The sequence below is a fragment of the Polynucleobacter sp. AP-RePozz3-80-G7 genome, assembly GCF_018882145.1.
In the GTDB taxonomy this organism is placed as follows: domain Bacteria; phylum Pseudomonadota; class Gammaproteobacteria; order Burkholderiales; family Burkholderiaceae; genus Polynucleobacter.
Map to the genome: position 1 here is coordinate 108717 of NZ_JACVPC010000004.1, position 15248 is coordinate 123964.

Sequence of the window (15248 nt, forward strand, 5' to 3'; positions counted from 1 at the left end):
TAAATAAAAACCACCCAAAAAAGGAAGATATGTCTCATCACGATAAATTACTAGAAGCTTTTGAAAACTACAAAGCTGAGAATGAAAAGTTTCAAGGCAAAGGTATTAAAGCTTCTGCAGCACGTGCTCGTAAGGCTTTGCAGGAGATTGCTGGTTCTTGCAAAGAGCGCCGTAAAGAAATTACTGCTGAAAAAGAATCTCGTGAAGGCGCTGGTGCAGGCATGTCACAAGATGCGGCACGTAAGGCCCATATTCGCAAGTAAGTAATTTGTAATCTAAGAAGAGCCACCTTCGGGTGGCTTTTTTACTGCTCGTTTGCAAGCAATGTGCTGAAGTTCGTCGCTCAGGTTATTTAAGAATAGAATCTCTTCTTTAGGCAATTTAAGCAATATTTCTATATATGAGCTCATCCGATGGTTTGGCAAAAAATTCACTAGGCGTATTTGAGTCAATCATTATGGGTATTGCGGGGACTGCACCTGCCTTTAGTGTTGCCGTAACTAGCGCCGCTATTGTTGCCTCGGTCGGTGTTTTATCTGTAGGGAGCATTTTGTATTGCGGTCTCATCATGTTTGGGATCACCCTAGCTTTCATTCATTTGAGCAAGATTCAGCCTAATGCTGGTGCTGCCTATGCTTGGGTGGGCCATGTTTTTGGACCTGCTTGGGGATTCTTTGCTGGCTGGGGTTTATTGATTGCCTCTATTTTTTTCATGGTTTCAGCAACCATTCCTGCGGCCAGTTCGACCTTGCTGCTCATCGCTCCCGATCAAGCTGAAAACACCCAACTCATTTCCGCAATAGCTGCCGTCTGGTTGACGGTGGTTTCATTAATAGTTGGGCGGGGCATAAAGCATTCCAGTTTTATGCAAATCGCGCTCACTCTTTTTGAGTCTGTAATTTTATTCGTCCTGATTGCTGGTGGACTGATGAGTTACTGGTCAAATCCGGCGCACCCACCTTCCTTTGTATGGATTTCTCCGCTCTCATTTTCTCCGCAACTATTTGCTACGGGTGCGCTTACGGCCATCTTTTTCTTCTGGGGCTGGGATGTCACTATGAACTTAAGCGAGGAGAGTAAGGGTGGACAAAAAAACACAGATGGGGCTGCAGGTAAGGGGGCATTTTGGTCGGTACTGAATATGATGCTTTTCTTTGTGCTGATGATGGTTGTGGTTTTAATGGTCTTAACTGATCGTGAAATTGCCAACTCTGGTACCAATGTCCTTTTTGCAATTGCCAATAAATTATTCCTGGCACCCTGGAGTTATCTTGCAGTCTTTTGCACCATATTTAGCACGGTCGGAACGATAGAGACTCAAATTTTGCAGTTCAGTCGCAGCATGTTTGCAATGGCGCGAGATGGTATGTTGCATCCCGTCTACGCAAAAGTGCATGACCAATATAAGACCCCTTGGGTAGCTACTTTTGTTATTTGGTTTTTAGGGGTGGTGTTGCTTTTTTCCTCATCCTTTATGCCTTCAGTGAAAGCAATCTTAACCAGCTCTATTTTGGCAATTGGATTTCAGATTTGTTTTTATATGAGTTTGACTGGTTTTGCTTGTGCTTGGCATTACAGGAAAAAACTCAACGCTGGCTTCGGGTCAGCGATGGCATATGTTTTATGGCCTGGGTTCTCAGGCGCATTCATGGTATTCGTTGGAATTTACAGCATCCCCACTTTTGATGCATTTACTATCATGATGGGAGTTGGAGGTTTGCTTCTGGGTTTTCTGCCCTTAGCGCTTAGTCGCAAAAGAGCGCCCGCTACTACTCGTTAGAGTATTTTAATTAGGCGCGTCCTGTGCTACCAAAGCCACCGGCGCCACGACTACTCTCGGTGAACTCTTCAACTACCTTGAGCTCTACTTGTTGTACTGGCATGACAACCAACTGAGCCAAACGCTCCATCGGCTCGAGCTTGAATGTGGTGGAGCCGCGATTCCAAGTGCTCACCATTAGCTGGCCTTGATAATCTGAGTCAATTAAACCCACTAAGTTACCGAGCACAATGCCGTGCTTATGGCCTAAGCCAGAGCGCGGCAGAATAAAGGCCGCATAGCGCGGATCTTCAACATAGATCGCCAATCCAGTAGGCACAAGCACTGTTTGACCAGGGGCAATTTCAATCGCTTCGTCAATACAGGCGCGCAGATCTAATCCAGCGCTGCCAGGGGTGCCATAGCTTGGCAACTGATCGCACATACGTTCATCGAGAATTTTGACTTGGAGAGATTGCATGATGTTCCTAAAACGGGGATTTAAATTTTCTTGGCAACTAGCGCAATGAGTTGGCGTGCGAGCCGAAGCTTTTCTGCTTTAGCAATTTTTTTGCTGCCGCTGGTGTCAATCACGAGCAATTGATTGAGGTCGCTGCCGAATGTATCGGGACCGATGTTGCCAACAATCATCGGAATACCTTTGCGCTGACGCTTCTCATCGGCATGCTTTTCTAGATCCGTTGACTCTGCTGCAAAGCCTACGCAATAGGGGTATGGCTTACCACCTTTAGTTTTCACTGTCTTAGCAACATCAAGCAGAATGTCTGGGTTAGCTGAAAACTCTAAATGAGGTGCTTGGTTACCTTGGCGTTTCATCTTTTCTTTGGCAGGCTTGGCAATACCCCAGTCAGCGACGGCGGCGACTGCAAAGAAAATATCGCAGTCAGCTGCGTTCAGAGTGGCTGCATGCATTTCTTTGGCGCTAACGACATTGGTACGGGTAATTTTTCCAGTAGCTTCAAGCGGAGTATTGATGTCACACGGTCCAGCAATTAAATGGACTTGAGCACCAGCCTCAACAGCAGCTCTTGCAATAGCAAAACCCATCTTGCCCGAGCTGTGATTGGTAATGCCGCGCACTGGATCAATTGCTTCAAATGTGGGGCCTGCAGTAATTAATACTTTTTTACCGGCCAATACTTTTTTCTGAAAGAAGGCAATGACTTGCTCAGTGATTTCTGTAGGCTCAAGCATTCTGCCCATGCCCACTTCGCCACAAGCTTGGAAGCCGCTGGCAGGCCCAAGAAGGATAACGCCATCGTCTGCAAGTCGTTTGACGCTTCTTTGGGTGGCCGCATGCTCCCACATCTGCTTGTTCATGGCCGGCGTGAGCAATAGAGAGCAATCTCTTGCAAGGCATAAGGTGGTCAATAAGTCATCAGCTAAGCCCAGAGAAAGCTTGGCCATGAGATCAGCGCTTGCAGGGGCAATCAGAATGGCATCTGCAGAACGTGATAACTCAATGTGCGCCATATTGTTTGGAATGGTGCTATCCCATTGACTCAAGTAAACCGGATTACCTGTGAGGGCTTGCATAGTTACAGGGGTCACAAATTGCTGTGCAGCCTCGGTCATCACTACTTGTACGGATGCGCCTTCTTGCATGAGTTGACGTGCAAGCTCAGGGGCTTTATAGGCCGCTATCCCACCAGAGATTCCGAGAACGATCTTCTTATTAATAAGTGATTGCATGGCGCCAGCTTAATGAGATTGGGCAGATTTGCCAAATGACTTGCGTAATTCACCCCAAATAATGAGGGTTGCACCGATACAGATGGCGCTATCGGCCACATTAAATGCGGGCCAATGCCAATTGCCATAATGTAAGTCAATAAAGTCGACTACAGCACCATACATCACGCGATCTAAGACATTACCAAGTGCGCCACCCAGAATGAAGCTTAAGGCTATGCAGAGTAGCTTATCGCTTTGGTTTTTATATAGCATCCAAATAATGTAAACGGATGCCGCTAGCCCAAGAATGGTGAAGAACCAGCGCTGCCAACCAGAGCCTTGCGCCAGAAATGAAAATGCTGCGCCAGGATTAAAGAGAAGTAACCAGTTTAGAAAAGGAAGAACCGGTTCAGGAGTGCCCATTTGCAAATTAATGAGCGCCGACCACTTGCTAAGTTGATCTAGCAATAGCATGATGACAGCAATTGCTAGATAACGAGGTAGTGCAAGACTTTTCATATAGTTACTACTCAAGCGAAGAGGCGATGATTGCCATCACCAAACAAGTTGCTAATGCAGCGACCACATAATTCTGGGTGATCGGCATTGCTTCCTACTTCTTTGGTGTGATGCCAGCAGCGTCCACATTTTTTATATTGGCTACCACGTACCAAAACTTCTAACCCCTCATTATTTAGTTCTATATTGGCGCCAGAGGTGATGGTTACAAAGCGTAAATCATCCTCTAATGAGTGCAGGATAGCGAAATCAACATCACTGACTTTGATCGTGAGTTCAGCTTGCAATGATGAGCCTACATTACCTGCTTCGCGCTCAAGCTCAATTGCCTTAGTCACTTCGGAGCGAATTTCACGTATACGATTCCACTTGGCAAGCAATTCCTCAGCATGAGCAATCTCAGGGAACTTGCCAAACTCTTCCATAAAGATTGATTCTGCAGGCTTGCTGCCTGAACCATGGGGGAAGTCTTTCCAGGCTTCCTCTGCGGTGAAGGAGAGGAATGGTGATAGCCATTTTAAGAGATTGCGGGTGATATGGAATAGGGCGTTCTGAGCAGCGCGGCGGTCAGGAGAGTCGGGTGCGTTCGTGTAGAGGCGGTCCTTCAGAATATCCAAATAAAAGCCGCCCAAATCCTCGGAGCAGAAGGATAGTATGCGAGCTACTGCTGGTTGGAATTCATATGCTTTGTAATGCGCTTCAGTATCGCTCTGCAATTGATTGGCAAGAGCAACTGCGTAGCGATCAATCTCAAGCCACTGCCCAGAAGGCATCGTGTGCTTGCTAGGATCAAAATCTGATAGGTTAGCCAATAAGAAGCGCAAAGTATTGCGAATACGACGATAGCTCTCGGTAACGCGTTTGAGAATCTCGTCTGAGATCGTCATTTCGCCAGAGTAGTCTGTAGAGGCAACCCAGAGGCGAATAATCTCAGCACCAAGCTTGTCGGCAACTTGTTGGGGTGCAATGACATTACCCACCGATTTACTCATCTTACGGCCTTGACCATCGACGGTAAAGCCATGCGTAAGGAGTGCTTTATATGGTGGTTTGCCATCGAGCATGGCGCCCGTTAACAAGGAGGAGTGGAACCAGCCGCGATGTTGGTCTGAACCCTCGAGATATAAATCAGCCAAGCGACCGTTGGGTGTTTCTGCGTCAGCGGTTAATAACTCATCACGGTGCGATCCACGAATGACATGCCAATGGGTTGTTCCGGAATCAAACCAGACATCTAGGGTGTCACGGTTCTTTTCATACTGTGCAGCTTCTTCGCCCAGAAGCTCGGCAACTTCCAATTTTTGCCAGGCTTCAATACCTTCTTTTTCCACGCGCTTAGCGATTTCTTCGAGCAGTTCAACAGTGCGTGGATGTGGCTCACCACTTTCCTTGTGTACAAAGAACGCCATTGGCACGCCCCATTGGCGCTGACGTGACAAAGTCCAATCAGGGCGATTGGCAATCATGCTGCTTAAGCGTTGTTTGCCCCATGCTGGGAAGAACTCAGTGCTATCGATCCCTGCTAATGCAGTCTCGCGCAAACTGGCTTTGCCATCAGACGGCTTCTTATCCATGCTTGCAAACCATTGTGAGGTTGCGCGATAAATAATTGGGGATTTATGACGCCAGCAATGCATATAAGAGTGGGTATACGTTTTATCACGCAGAAGGCTGCCTGCTTCGCGCATTGCTTCAACAATCTTCGGGTTTGCTTTCCAGATGTATTCATTGGCGAATAGCGGCAACCATGATGCGTACACTCCATTGCCCATGACTGGATTCAGAATGTCTTTATCAGCAAGCTTATTGGCTTTGCAAGATTTAAAGTCTTCCTCGCCATATGCAGGAGCGGAGTGAACGATGCCAGTACCAGTATCCAAAGTAACGTACTCAGCAGGATAAATTGGGGAGAGACGCTTATAGCCTTCGTGCAATGGGGCTAATGGATGCCAGAAGGAGATATTTGCAAGCTGGCTGCCAGTACAGGTGGCAATGACTTTGCCTTCTAGGGCATAGTCTTGCAAGCAGATTTCAACGCGGTCTTTTGCCAGAATCAGTAACTTGTCACCAACATCAACTAATGCGTAAGTGAGCTCTGGATGGACATTCATTGCCTGGTTAGCAGGAATGGTCCAAGGGGTTGTTGTCCAAATGATAATTTGGCCTGGTTTGTTTGGTAGCTCAGCAAGTCCAAATACTTTTGCCAGCTGTGGGCGCTGCGCATCATCAAAGGCAAAACCTACATCCACCGTGGGATCGGTTTTATCTTGGTACTCTACTTCGGCTTCAGCTAGTGCGGAGCCACAATCAAAGCACCAGTTCACTGGTTTCAAGCCACGGAAGACATATCCTTTTTCCCAGATTTTCCCAAGGGCACGAATTTCATCAGCCTCATTGCGGAAGTTCATAGTGAGGTAGGGGTTATTCCAATCACCTAATACACCTAAGCGTTCAAAATCTTTCTTCTGTTTTTCAACTTGAACATGAGCATAGGCACGCGCTTTAGCTTGCACTTCAGCGGTTGGTAAGTTCTTGCCAAATTCTTTTTCAATCTGAATTTCAATCGGCATGCCATGACAATCCCAGCCGGGTACATAAACAGAGTCAAAGCCCATGAGCCAGCGTGATTTGACAATCATGTCTTTCAAAATCTTGTTTACTGCGTGTCCGATATGAATATCGCCATTTGCATAAGGAGGGCCATCATGTAAGATGAACTTTGGTTGATTGGCATGGGCCGCACGAATCTTTTCGTAGAGCTTATTCTTTTGCCAGCCAGCGACCCATTGTGGTTCGCGCTTAGCTAAATCTCCTCGCATTGGGAAGGAGGTATCTAGAAGATTAACGGGATAAGAGTTTTCTTTTTCAGACATAAGCTTTTTTCTGGAAATAATTTCTGGCATGCGCTGCATCTGCTGCAATCGCTTGTGTAAGGGTTTCGAGGTCTGGGTACTTCGCCTCATCACGGATTTTTTCTAATAGCTCTACGGTGATAATTTTTCCGTAAACATCCGCGTTGTAATCAAAGATGTGAGTTTCCAGCAACACTCTGCCTTCATCTTCTACTGTTGGTCTGACGCCCAGGCTAGCCACTGCTGGAAGGGGGTTATCGGTTAGACCTAAAACCTGTGCAGTAAATATCCCAGTGGTTGCTGGCTTGCGATGGTGGAGATGATTGGCAACTGCTAAATTCAAAGTGGGGAATCCAAGCTGACGTCCAAGCTGTTGACCATGAATCACGTGGCCAGAAATTCCATAAGGACGACCTAACAATTTTTCCGCTAACTGCATATCACCACAAGCTAGCGCAGTGCGTAGTGCAGAACTAGAAATACGCTCACCATTTTCTTGAATGGTTTGGATGCTAGAGACTTTAAAGCCATATTTTTCACCAGCAGCTTTCAAGCTGGCAAAGTTCCCTGCACGTTTTGCGCCATAGCAAAAATCATCACCAATCAAAATCCATTTAGCGTTCAGTCGTTTGACAATAATTTCTGAAACAAATTCTTCGGGCGACAGTTTGGCAAAAGCAGAGTTGAAGTGCTCTACAACAACACGATCTATACCAAGTTCGGCAAGTGCGGCTAATTTGTCTCGCAAATTCAGAATGCGGGGAGGGACTTGTTCGGGTGAAAAGAATTCTTTTGGATGTGGCTCAAAGGTCATTACGCAACTGACCAGACCTTGATCCTTGGCGCCATCAACCAACTCCTTGAGCAGGGCGCGATGACCCCTGTGCACGCCATCGAAATTACCGATGGTTAGGGCACAAGCAGGTCCTGCAGAAAACTGGGTGGGGCCACGGAATACGTTCACAAAATCGCTTTCAGGGTAGCCATCAATTATATTGTGGGCATGCCTTCTATCGTCACCTTAATCTCCGGCCGCGGATCTAATTTCGAGGCCATCGTCAAAATAGCTCAAAAAGAGCAATGGCCAGTCACTTTTGCTGGGGTTATAGCGAATCACTCGGCGGCGAAGGGCCTTGATTTTGCTCGCTCGCAGGGTATTCCGGCCTTTACCATTGAGCATAAAGAGCACGCGACCCGTGAATCCTTTGATGCTGCCTTAATTGCGCAGATTGATGCCTTAGGGGCTGATTTGGTGGTTCTTGCAGGCTTTATGAGAATTTTGACTCCAGGCTTTATTCGCCATTTTGAGGGCCGCTTGATCAATATCCACCCAGCTTTATTGCCTGCCTTCCCTGGTTTACATACCCACGAGCGGGCTCTGGAGGCTGGCGTGAAGGAGCATGGCGCCACCGTTCACTTCGTGAATGAGGGTGTGGATGAGGGTCCGATAATTTGTCAGGCCTCAGTTCCAGTGCTGGAAAGTGACGATGCAGACACCTTGGCCGCTCGTGTTTTAGCTGCTGAGCATCAAATTTACCCGCGGGCCGTAAAATGGTTCCTCGATGGACGATTGCGCATAGAAGGTAATCAAGTGAAGTTACAACCCCCGGAGTCGCAATTTTTTAAATTATGAGTGCAGAACGTCCACCCCGCAGATCTGGCAGCAGACTAGCCCCCCATAAAAGTTATGCAACGAAATCGAAAGATCCGCTGCGTCGTCCTGAGCGTCGCAATGCCAGTGGTAATTTAATTGCGCCAGAAGGCCAAAAGAATTTTTCCAATGCAAAAGCATTGCCGCAGCATGCAATTCATCTTGAGCGCTTACTTCCCGAATTGCTGAGTTTTGAACAGCCAGCTGACCGAGTAGTCAGTCGTTATTTCAGAGAAGAAAAACAACTAGGAAATCGCGATCGTGCTTTGATTGCTGAGAGTGCGTTCGCCATTTTGCGTCGTAAAAATGAGTTCTCTCAATTTGCTTCGAGCGGCGAAGGCTCTCAGCCTAGACGCTTAGCCCTATTGGGTTTGCTGTCTGCTCTGTCGGAGGGTGGATTGGGTTCTGCTAATCGTGCAGAGAGCGCTATCGCCGACTTGGCACACGTTCTTAAGCCTGGTGAATATGAGTGGCTGCAACGTTTTGCAACGGTTGATCCTTCGGCATTAAATCCTCTCGTGCGCAACAATTTGCCAGAGTGGTTATGGGATGCATTTGGAAAATATCCTGGTGAAGAGACTCGTGAAGAGTTGGCTAAGTCATTAATGCATCCAGCACTGTTAGATTTACGTGCGAACACCATGAAAACCAATCGCGAAGAACTGCTTGTGCAGATGAATGCATTGGGCGGTCGCTATCAAGCAATTCCAACTCCTTACGCGCCTGATGGCGTGCGCATTATGGGCAAACCTGCTCTGCAAAATACTGCTGGTTTTAAAGCCGGTATGTTTGAAGTTCAAGATGAGGGTAGTCAGCTTTTGGCTTACTTACTTGCACCTAAACGTGGTGAGATGGTTGTTGACTTTTGCGCTGGAGCTGGCGGCAAGACTTTGGCGATTGGGGCGATCATGCGCTCTACAGGGCGTTTGTATGCTTTAGATACATCAGAGCGTCGTTTAGCGAATTTGAAGCCAAGGCAGGCCCGTAGTGGCCTTTCTAATGTGCATCCAGTGTGGATTGATAGTGAGAATGACGCCAAGATCAAACGCTTGGCCGGCAAGATTGATCGTGTCCTAGTGGATGCCCCTTGTAGTGGCATGGGTACCTTGCGCCGCAATCCCGACCTGAAATGGCGCCAGACCCCCGCTGGAGTCTTGGAGCTCAATCAGAAGCAGATGAATATCTTGGCCTCTGCTGCGCGCTTGCTAAAACCAGGCGGACGCTTGGTTTATGCCACCTGCAGCCTGTTACCCCAGGAGAATCAAGCTATTGCCGAAGATTTTCTGGCAAAACATCCTCAATTTGAGGCTGTTCCGGCAGCTGAAGCTCTTAAGCCATTGTTTCCTAAGGATAAATTACCAGTAGGTTGTAGCTCGGATAATCCTTGGTGGCAGTTATGGCCCCATATTCATGGAACCGATGGCTTTTTTGGGGCTGTATTCCAGAAAAAAGCTGCTGCCCCAGTTGCCGAGTCAGAAAAAGACCCTCAAAAAGAGACTAAGGTCAAAAACAAGAAGGCCCCTAAAGAACTAAAATAAAGTTTTAGACCTCTTTAGGGATTCCCTTTTGAATACAGCTTCAGGTTTTGATTTGTTCCTCCATTGGCTTGCTAATGGATATTTGGATTGGTCTTGGTGGAAGATAGTTGTTTTCACCTTAATCGTTACGCACATCACGATTGCTGCGGTAACGATTTTCTTGCACCGCTGCCAAGCCCACCGGGCTTTGGATCTGCATCCCATTGTTTCTCACTTCTTCCGTTTGTGGCTTTGGCTAACAACCGGCATGGTTACCAAAGAGTGGGCGGCCATCCATCGCAAACATCACGCTAAATGTGAAACGGTTGATGATCCTCATAGCCCACAGGTTTTGGGTATCAATACAGTGCTCTCTCGTGGCGCTGAGCTCTATAAAAAAGAAGCGGCCAATCAAGAGACCTTGAATAAATTTGGTCACGGTACTCCAGATGACTGGATCGAGCACAACATCTACTCTAAGTTTTCTTGGCAGGGCGTTGCCATCATGCTCATCATCGATGTGTTTTTGTTTGGCGCGGTTGGCCTAACAGTTTGGGCAGTGCAAATGCTCTGGATTCCAATTACCGCAGCCGGCATCATTAATGGTGTTGGTCACTTCTGGGGCTATCGTAATTTTGATTGCGAAGATGCTTCCCGAAACATTGTGCCTTGGGGTATTTTGATTGGTGGCGAAGAGCTGCACAATAATCATCACACCTTTGCAACGAGTGCGAAGCTGTCGAACAAGTGGTATGAGTTCGATATTGGTTGGATGTATATTCAGATCATGAGCGCAGTTGGCTTGGCTACTGTGAAGAAGACGCCGCCTAAGCCGGTACTAAGCGATTTGCGTCCTGCTGATCAAAGCACCCTAGAGGCTATCATTGCAAACCGTTATGAAATCATGGCTCGTTATAGCAAGACATTGCGTAACTTCTTTGGCAATGAAGTGCAGCACATGCAAGTCTTGGCAACGCATTTAAGTGATGCGCGTACTTGGCTAGCTAAGGATGAATCTCGTTTAACTGAGCAAGAGAAAGCAAAGCTTGAAGAGCTCATGGCGAGTAATGCTCAGCTACGCAAAATGATTGAGATGCGTCGTGAGCTACAGGCTATCTGGGGTCGCTCTAACGCCACTAAAGAGCAATTACTTTCTCAGCTGCATGCTTGGTGTCAGCGCGCTGAAGACAGTGGCTTAACAAGTCTGCGTGAGTTCTCTTTGAGATTGCGTCGTTACGCCTAAAGATAAATTGCAAACCAAGCGCTTGGAAGAATTTCTAGGCAATAAAAAACCCGCTACTTCAGCGGGTTTTTTATTGCTTGAAGTAAAAATTACTTCAGCTTTGTTTCTTTGTAAGCAACGTGCTTGCGAATGGTTGGATCGAATTTCATGATCTCCATTTTCTCAGGCTTTGTACGCTTGTTTTTTGAAGTTGTATAGAAGTGACCAGTACCTGCTGATGACTCTAACTTGATTTTTTCTCTGCCGCCTTTAGCCATTTGTGCGCTCCTTAAATTTCGCCACGTGCACGAAGATCAGACAACACAGCATCGATGCCGTTCTTGTCGATAACGCGCAAACCAGCATTGGTTAAGCGCAAGCTAATCCAACGGTTTTCAGATTCAACCCAGAAACGACGATTTTGCAAATTCGGCAAAAAGCGACGCTTCGTTTTATTGTTTGCATGGGATACATTGTTGCCAACCATCGGCTTCTTCCCAGTGACTTGGCAAACTTTTGCCATGACATAACTCCATTAATTGCGAAAAAAGAAGATTGTATCAGTCTCAGCCTATTTTCGGCTAGCCCTAAATGGCTTTGTTTGGGGGGAATTCAGTATAAAGGGGGTATCTAGGTAGAAAATTACCTATAAAGTTAGCATTTACTATCATTTAAGACCAATATCCATAAGCCCAGAGTCAGAAAAAGAGAAAAAACCGCTGCCACTCACAATACAGTGATCCAAGAGCTGAATATCTACCAGTTGCAAGGCATTTGCTAATACTTTGGTGAGTTTTTGATCTGCTTCGCTCGGTAATGGATTGCCACTGGGGTGGTTGTGGGCCACGATGAGGGCGCTAGCATTTTTAGCAAGGGCTTCTTTTAGGATTTCACGGGGGTAGATGGCTGTTTGGGTAATAGACCCCCTAAAAAGCTCATCACACTCAATCAGGTGAAGCCGGGAGTCTAAGTAGAGACACAGAAAGACCTCATGGGGGAGACGGCCAATTTTGGCCTGCAAGAACTCCCTGACATGGTTGGGCGATGAAAAGATAGGGTCATGGGTCAAGCCATCCTCTAGACTTCTCTTAACTAGCTCATATGCCGCCTGAATTTGAGACCATTTGGAAAGCCCCATGCCATGGAGGCGCGTGAATTCTTCGGGGGTGCTGGCCAATAGTCGAGGGAGGCTCCCAAAGTGATGCAGTAGATCTTTAGCTAGTGCAACCGCACTTTTACCCTTAACCCCAACCCGCAAAAAGATGGCAAGTAGTTCTGCATCAGAAAGTGACGCTGCGCCATTTAAGCGCAGTTTTTCTCGAGGCTGCTCATTTTTTGGCCAGCCCGTAATGGGGGAATGCACAGCCAGCGCAGGCCTAGATACAATCACCTTATGACTAAGCTTACTGTTTTGCCTAATTCCTATCTGACCCTCAACTATCGGCTCACTTTGCCCAGTGGGGAGGATTACATCAACACTTTTGTCGATCGTCCTGCGACGGTTTTGATGGGGTCTGGACAATTTGCTCCTTGCTTTGAGAATGTATTGTTGGGCTTGGGTATTGGTGAGAAAAAAAGTGCATTGCTAGCGCCGGAAGAAAGTTTTGGTGAGCGCAAAGAGGATTTAGTGCAATGGGTATCTTTGAAGGCGCTTAAAGAAGGTCGCGATGACGACGTGGAATTTAATCCGGGGGATGTGATTGAGTTCAACGCGCCTGGTGGCGCTCAATATGCAGGCGTGCTGCAATCGATCAATGAAGAGGGCGCTTGGTTTGACTTTAATCACCCATTGGCAGGCAGACCGGTAACTTTTGAAGCAGAGATTGTGGCGATTTTGTAAACCATGAGCGACTTTAATAACCCAGAAATTTTGATGGCTCAGCCGCGTGGTTTTTGCGCGGGCGTAGATCGTGCTATCAATATCGTCAATGAGGCACTTATTCGTTTTGGTGCACCAATATATGTGCGCCATGAAATTGTGCACAACGCTTATGTAGTCAATGAGTTGCGCGAGAAGGGTGCGGTATTCGTAGATGAATTGCATGATGTTCCCAAAGGGGGCATTGTTGTATTTAGTGCTCATGGCGTTTCTCAGGAAGTTCGTAGGGATGCTGAAGCGCGAGGTTTGCAGGTGTATGACGCTACATGCCCTCTGGTTACCAAGGTTCACCTTGAGGTTGTCAAGATGTGTAAAGATGGCTTCACGGTATTGATGATTGGTCATGCTGGACATCCTGAAGTTGAAGGAACGATGGGGCAGGTGAAAGAAGGCGTTTTCTTAATCGAAAAAGTTGGCGATGTGGGTTCTTTGCCTTTCCCGCCCGATGAAAAGATTGCATTTGTTACCCAGACAACACTCTCAGTAGATGAGACAAAAGAAATTGTCGATGCGCTAACGATGAAGTTTCCCAATATTGTTCAGCCCCGCAAACAAGATATTTGTTATGCCACTCAGAATCGTCAAGATGCTGTGAAATTCATGGCGCCTCAGGTTGAGGTCGTTATTGTGGTGGGAAGTGCGACAAGCTCGAACTCCAATCGCCTGCGTGAGCTTTCTGAAAAGCTTGGCGTTCCGTCTTACATGGTGGACGCTCCGGAACAGCTCAAGCCAGAATGGTTTGCTGGTAAAAAACGGGTTGGTTTAACTGCGGGCGCATCAGCGCCGGAGAGCTTGGCGCAATCGATTGTTAGCCAAATTCAGGAGTTTGGCCCTAGACAGGTAAGGGCGCTTGATGGAGTAATAGAGGAAGTGACTTTCTCTCTACCTAAAAACCTAATTGGGTAGAGCTTAGCCAACTTGCTTTAGCAGCTCACGCAGCATATTGCACATCTCACGAATTTCATCGTCCGATACATTTAAAGCAGGCATAAAGCGTAACAAGTTTGGTCTTGGTGAATTAATCAACAAGCCTTCAGGACTGCGATCCCTGGCAAGATCAACCAGTTTTGGGCCAATATCTTTTCCAAGCATCAATGCGCGTAGCAATCCTTCGCCACGCTCACCTTCAAGATTAAATTCTGCGCAAAGCTTGAGTAATTCAGACTTGAGTAATGCACCTTTGGCTTTAACGCTGTCCAAAAATCCTGGAGCTAGTAGTTGCTCAATGACGCTAATACCTACAGCAGTCATGAGTGGGTTGCCGTTATAGGTCCCACCTTGATCGCCAGGTACAAAGCAAGCTACCGCATCAGTTGCTAATAGGGCTGCCAAAGGAACGCCTCCACCAATCCCTTTGCCCAAGGTCATGATGTCTGGCTCAATGCCATAGTTTTGGTAAGCAAAGAGCGTACCGGTACGTCCGCAACCAGCCTGCACTTCATCGGCAATTAACAGAATATTATTTTCTTTGGTGAATTTACGTAGCCCACGCATAAATTCTTGAGTCGCTGGAATCACGCCACCTTCACCTTGAACAGGTTCAAGCATGACTGCAACGGTTTTGTCGGTTACGAGTTTTTTAACGGATTCCAAATCATTCAAATCCGCCTTCGGAAAGCCCGCCACTTGTGGGGCAAACATCGTGTCCCAGTTTGGCTTTCCGGAAGCACTCATCGTTGCTAGTGTGCGGCCATGAAAGCTGTGATCAAACGTGATGATCTCAAATGCGCCAGATTTATTGAGTTGACCCCATTTGCGCGCTAACTTAATGGCGCCTTCATTCGCTTCAGCTCCGCTATTGGCAAAGAAGACTTTGTCAAAACAGCTGTTTTCAGTAAGTAGATTGGATAAGCCAATCATCGGCTCGTTAAAAAATGCCGGACTAGGGTTAATGAGTGTCTTTGCTTGCTTATTGAGCGCCTCAATCATTCCTGGGTTGCAGTGACCTAAGCAATTCACGGCCCAGCCTTGCAAGAAATCCAAATAGCGTTTCCCATTGTTATCAGTGAGCCATGAACCCTTACCTTCGACCATGATCACATCAGGGCGCGGTGTAATAAACATGACTGAGTGGGTATCGATCGTCTGGGTTGTCTTATTCATGCTGATTTAAGGGGTGAGGGTGACAGGGTGAAATGAAGTTTCTATTATCTA

The 15248-nt window shown here is 47.0% G+C and carries 16 protein-coding genes; 7 read left to right on the forward strand and 9 right to left on the reverse strand.

The features are described 5' to 3' along the window. Positions 1–29: 29 nt before the first annotated feature. Both ICE90_RS09040 and ICE90_RS09045 read left to right on the forward strand, forming a co-directional pair. Positions 30–263, forward strand: a complete 234-nt coding sequence (locus ICE90_RS09040) for a hypothetical protein (RefSeq protein ID WP_072582836.1) — start codon at positions 30–32, stop codon at positions 261–263. A gap of 137 nt (positions 264–400) precedes the next feature. Continuing rightward, positions 401–1780 (forward strand): APC family permease, encoded by a 1380-nt coding sequence (locus tag ICE90_RS09045; RefSeq protein ID WP_255533346.1) that lies wholly within the window; start codon positions 401–403, stop codon positions 1778–1780. A gap of 10 nt (positions 1781–1790) precedes the next feature. Here ICE90_RS09045 and dut read toward each other — a convergent pair whose 3' ends face one another. Genes dut through ICE90_RS09070 form a run of 5 tightly spaced genes read right to left on the reverse strand, consistent with a single transcriptional unit; the run spans position 1791 to position 7789 of the window. Beyond that, positions 1791–2240, reverse strand: coding sequence for a dUTP diphosphatase (dut, locus tag ICE90_RS09050; RefSeq protein ID WP_216192099.1), 450 nt, complete (start codon positions 2238–2240; stop codon positions 1791–1793). 20 nt (positions 2241–2260) lie between these two features. Beyond that, a complete protein-coding gene (coaBC, locus tag ICE90_RS09055) occupies positions 2261–3472 on the reverse strand; it encodes a bifunctional phosphopantothenoylcysteine decarboxylase/phosphopantothenate--cysteine ligase CoaBC (protein WP_216192102.1) in 1212 nt (403 codons plus the stop codon). A 9-nt stretch (positions 3473–3481) separates the two neighbouring features. After that, positions 3482–3973, reverse strand: coding sequence for a signal peptidase II (lspA, locus tag ICE90_RS09060; RefSeq protein ID WP_215320881.1), 492 nt, complete (start codon positions 3971–3973; stop codon positions 3482–3484). Positions 3974–3984: 11 nt separating this feature from the next. Further along, positions 3985–6864: an isoleucine--tRNA ligase gene (gene ileS, locus ICE90_RS09065; protein WP_370624666.1), complete on the reverse strand. Its 2880-nt coding sequence runs from the start codon at positions 6862–6864 to the stop codon at positions 3985–3987. Then, positions 6839–7789, reverse strand: coding sequence for a bifunctional riboflavin kinase/FAD synthetase (locus ICE90_RS09070; protein ID WP_216192107.1), 951 nt, complete (start codon positions 7787–7789; stop codon positions 6839–6841). The genes ileS and ICE90_RS09070 overlap by 26 nt, the downstream gene beginning before the upstream one ends. Positions 7790–7828: 39 nt before the next feature. On the opposite strand from ICE90_RS09070, the gene purN reads away from it, so the two are divergent. Genes purN through ICE90_RS09085 form a run of 3 tightly spaced genes read left to right on the forward strand, consistent with a single transcriptional unit; the run spans position 7829 to position 11236 of the window. Next, the gene (purN, locus tag ICE90_RS09075) at positions 7829–8458 is read left to right on the forward strand and encodes a phosphoribosylglycinamide formyltransferase (protein WP_215320875.1); all 630 of its coding nucleotides are present in this window, start codon (positions 7829–7831) and stop codon (positions 8456–8458) included. Continuing rightward, positions 8455–10014 carry an RsmB/NOP family class I SAM-dependent RNA methyltransferase gene (locus ICE90_RS09080; RefSeq protein WP_215320873.1) on the forward strand — a complete coding sequence of 520 codons (1560 nt, stop codon included), beginning with the start codon at positions 8455–8457 and terminating at the stop codon, positions 10012–10014. Before purN ends, ICE90_RS09080 begins: the two co-directional genes overlap by 4 nt. Positions 10015–10042: 28 nt before the next feature. Then, on the forward strand, positions 10043–11236 hold the full coding sequence (locus tag ICE90_RS09085; RefSeq protein ID WP_216155099.1) for an acyl-CoA desaturase: 1194 nt from the start codon (positions 10043–10045) through the stop codon (positions 11234–11236). Positions 11237–11325: 89 nt separating this feature from the next. Here ICE90_RS09085 and rpmG read toward each other — a convergent pair whose 3' ends face one another. The 3 genes from rpmG to radC form a co-directional block, all read right to left on the reverse strand. Further along, positions 11326–11493 carry a 50S ribosomal protein L33 gene (rpmG, locus tag ICE90_RS09090; protein ID WP_015421876.1) on the reverse strand — a complete coding sequence of 56 codons (168 nt, stop codon included), beginning with the start codon at positions 11491–11493 and terminating at the stop codon, positions 11326–11328. 11 nt (positions 11494–11504) lie between these two features. Further along, the gene (rpmB, locus tag ICE90_RS09095; protein ID WP_011903570.1) at positions 11505–11738 is read right to left on the reverse strand and encodes a 50S ribosomal protein L28; all 234 of its coding nucleotides are present in this window, start codon (positions 11736–11738) and stop codon (positions 11505–11507) included. A gap of 144 nt (positions 11739–11882) precedes the next feature. Continuing rightward, entirely contained in the window at positions 11883–12578 is a 696-nt protein-coding gene (gene radC, locus ICE90_RS09100; RefSeq protein ID WP_370624662.1) for a DNA repair protein RadC, read from the reverse strand. Between the two features lie 30 nt (positions 12579–12608). Between radC and ICE90_RS09105 the strand changes: the two genes are divergently transcribed. Continuing rightward, positions 12609–13055: a peptidylprolyl isomerase gene (locus tag ICE90_RS09105; protein WP_215320866.1), complete on the forward strand. Its 447-nt coding sequence runs from the start codon at positions 12609–12611 to the stop codon at positions 13053–13055. Between the two features lie 3 nt (positions 13056–13058). Beyond that, positions 13059–14000, forward strand: coding sequence for a 4-hydroxy-3-methylbut-2-enyl diphosphate reductase (ispH, locus tag ICE90_RS09110; RefSeq protein WP_216192109.1), 942 nt, complete (start codon positions 13059–13061; stop codon positions 13998–14000). A gap of 3 nt (positions 14001–14003) precedes the next feature. Here the strand turns inward: ispH and ICE90_RS09115 are convergent, their stop codons facing one another. Further along, entirely contained in the window at positions 14004–15197 is a 1194-nt protein-coding gene (locus ICE90_RS09115) for an acetylornithine transaminase (protein ID WP_216155097.1), read from the reverse strand. Positions 15198–15248: the final 51 nt, after the last annotated feature.

Excerpts from the sequence above, each read along its gene's own strand:
- ICE90_RS09105 (WP_215320866.1), top strand. The coding sequence starts at position 12,609 with ATGACTAAGCTTACTGTTTTGCCTAATTCCTATCTGACCCTCAACTAT.
- dut (WP_216192099.1), bottom strand. The coding sequence starts at position 2,240 with ATGCAATCTCTCCAAGTCAAAATTCTCGATGAACGTATGTGCGATCAG.
- rpmB (WP_011903570.1), bottom strand. The coding sequence starts at position 11,738 with ATGGCAAAAGTTTGCCAAGTCACTGGGAAGAAGCCGATGGTTGGCAAC.
- ICE90_RS09045 (WP_255533346.1), top strand. The coding sequence starts at position 401 with ATGAGCTCATCCGATGGTTTGGCAAAAAATTCACTAGGCGTATTTGAG.
- purN (WP_215320875.1), top strand. The coding sequence starts at position 7,829 with ATGCCTTCTATCGTCACCTTAATCTCCGGCCGCGGATCTAATTTCGAG.
- lspA (WP_215320881.1), bottom strand. The coding sequence starts at position 3,973 with ATGAAAAGTCTTGCACTACCTCGTTATCTAGCAATTGCTGTCATCATG.
- ICE90_RS09040 (WP_072582836.1), top strand. The coding sequence starts at position 30 with ATGTCTCATCACGATAAATTACTAGAAGCTTTTGAAAACTACAAAGCT.
- ispH (WP_216192109.1), top strand. The coding sequence starts at position 13,059 with ATGAGCGACTTTAATAACCCAGAAATTTTGATGGCTCAGCCGCGTGGT.
- rpmG (WP_015421876.1), bottom strand. The coding sequence starts at position 11,493 with ATGGCTAAAGGCGGCAGAGAAAAAATCAAGTTAGAGTCATCAGCAGGT.
- ICE90_RS09080 (WP_215320873.1), top strand. The coding sequence starts at position 8,455 with ATGAGTGCAGAACGTCCACCCCGCAGATCTGGCAGCAGACTAGCCCCC.
- coaBC (WP_216192102.1), bottom strand. The coding sequence starts at position 3,472 with ATGCAATCACTTATTAATAAGAAGATCGTTCTCGGAATCTCTGGTGGG.
- ICE90_RS09115 (WP_216155097.1), bottom strand. The coding sequence starts at position 15,197 with ATGAATAAGACAACCCAGACGATCGATACCCACTCAGTCATGTTTATT.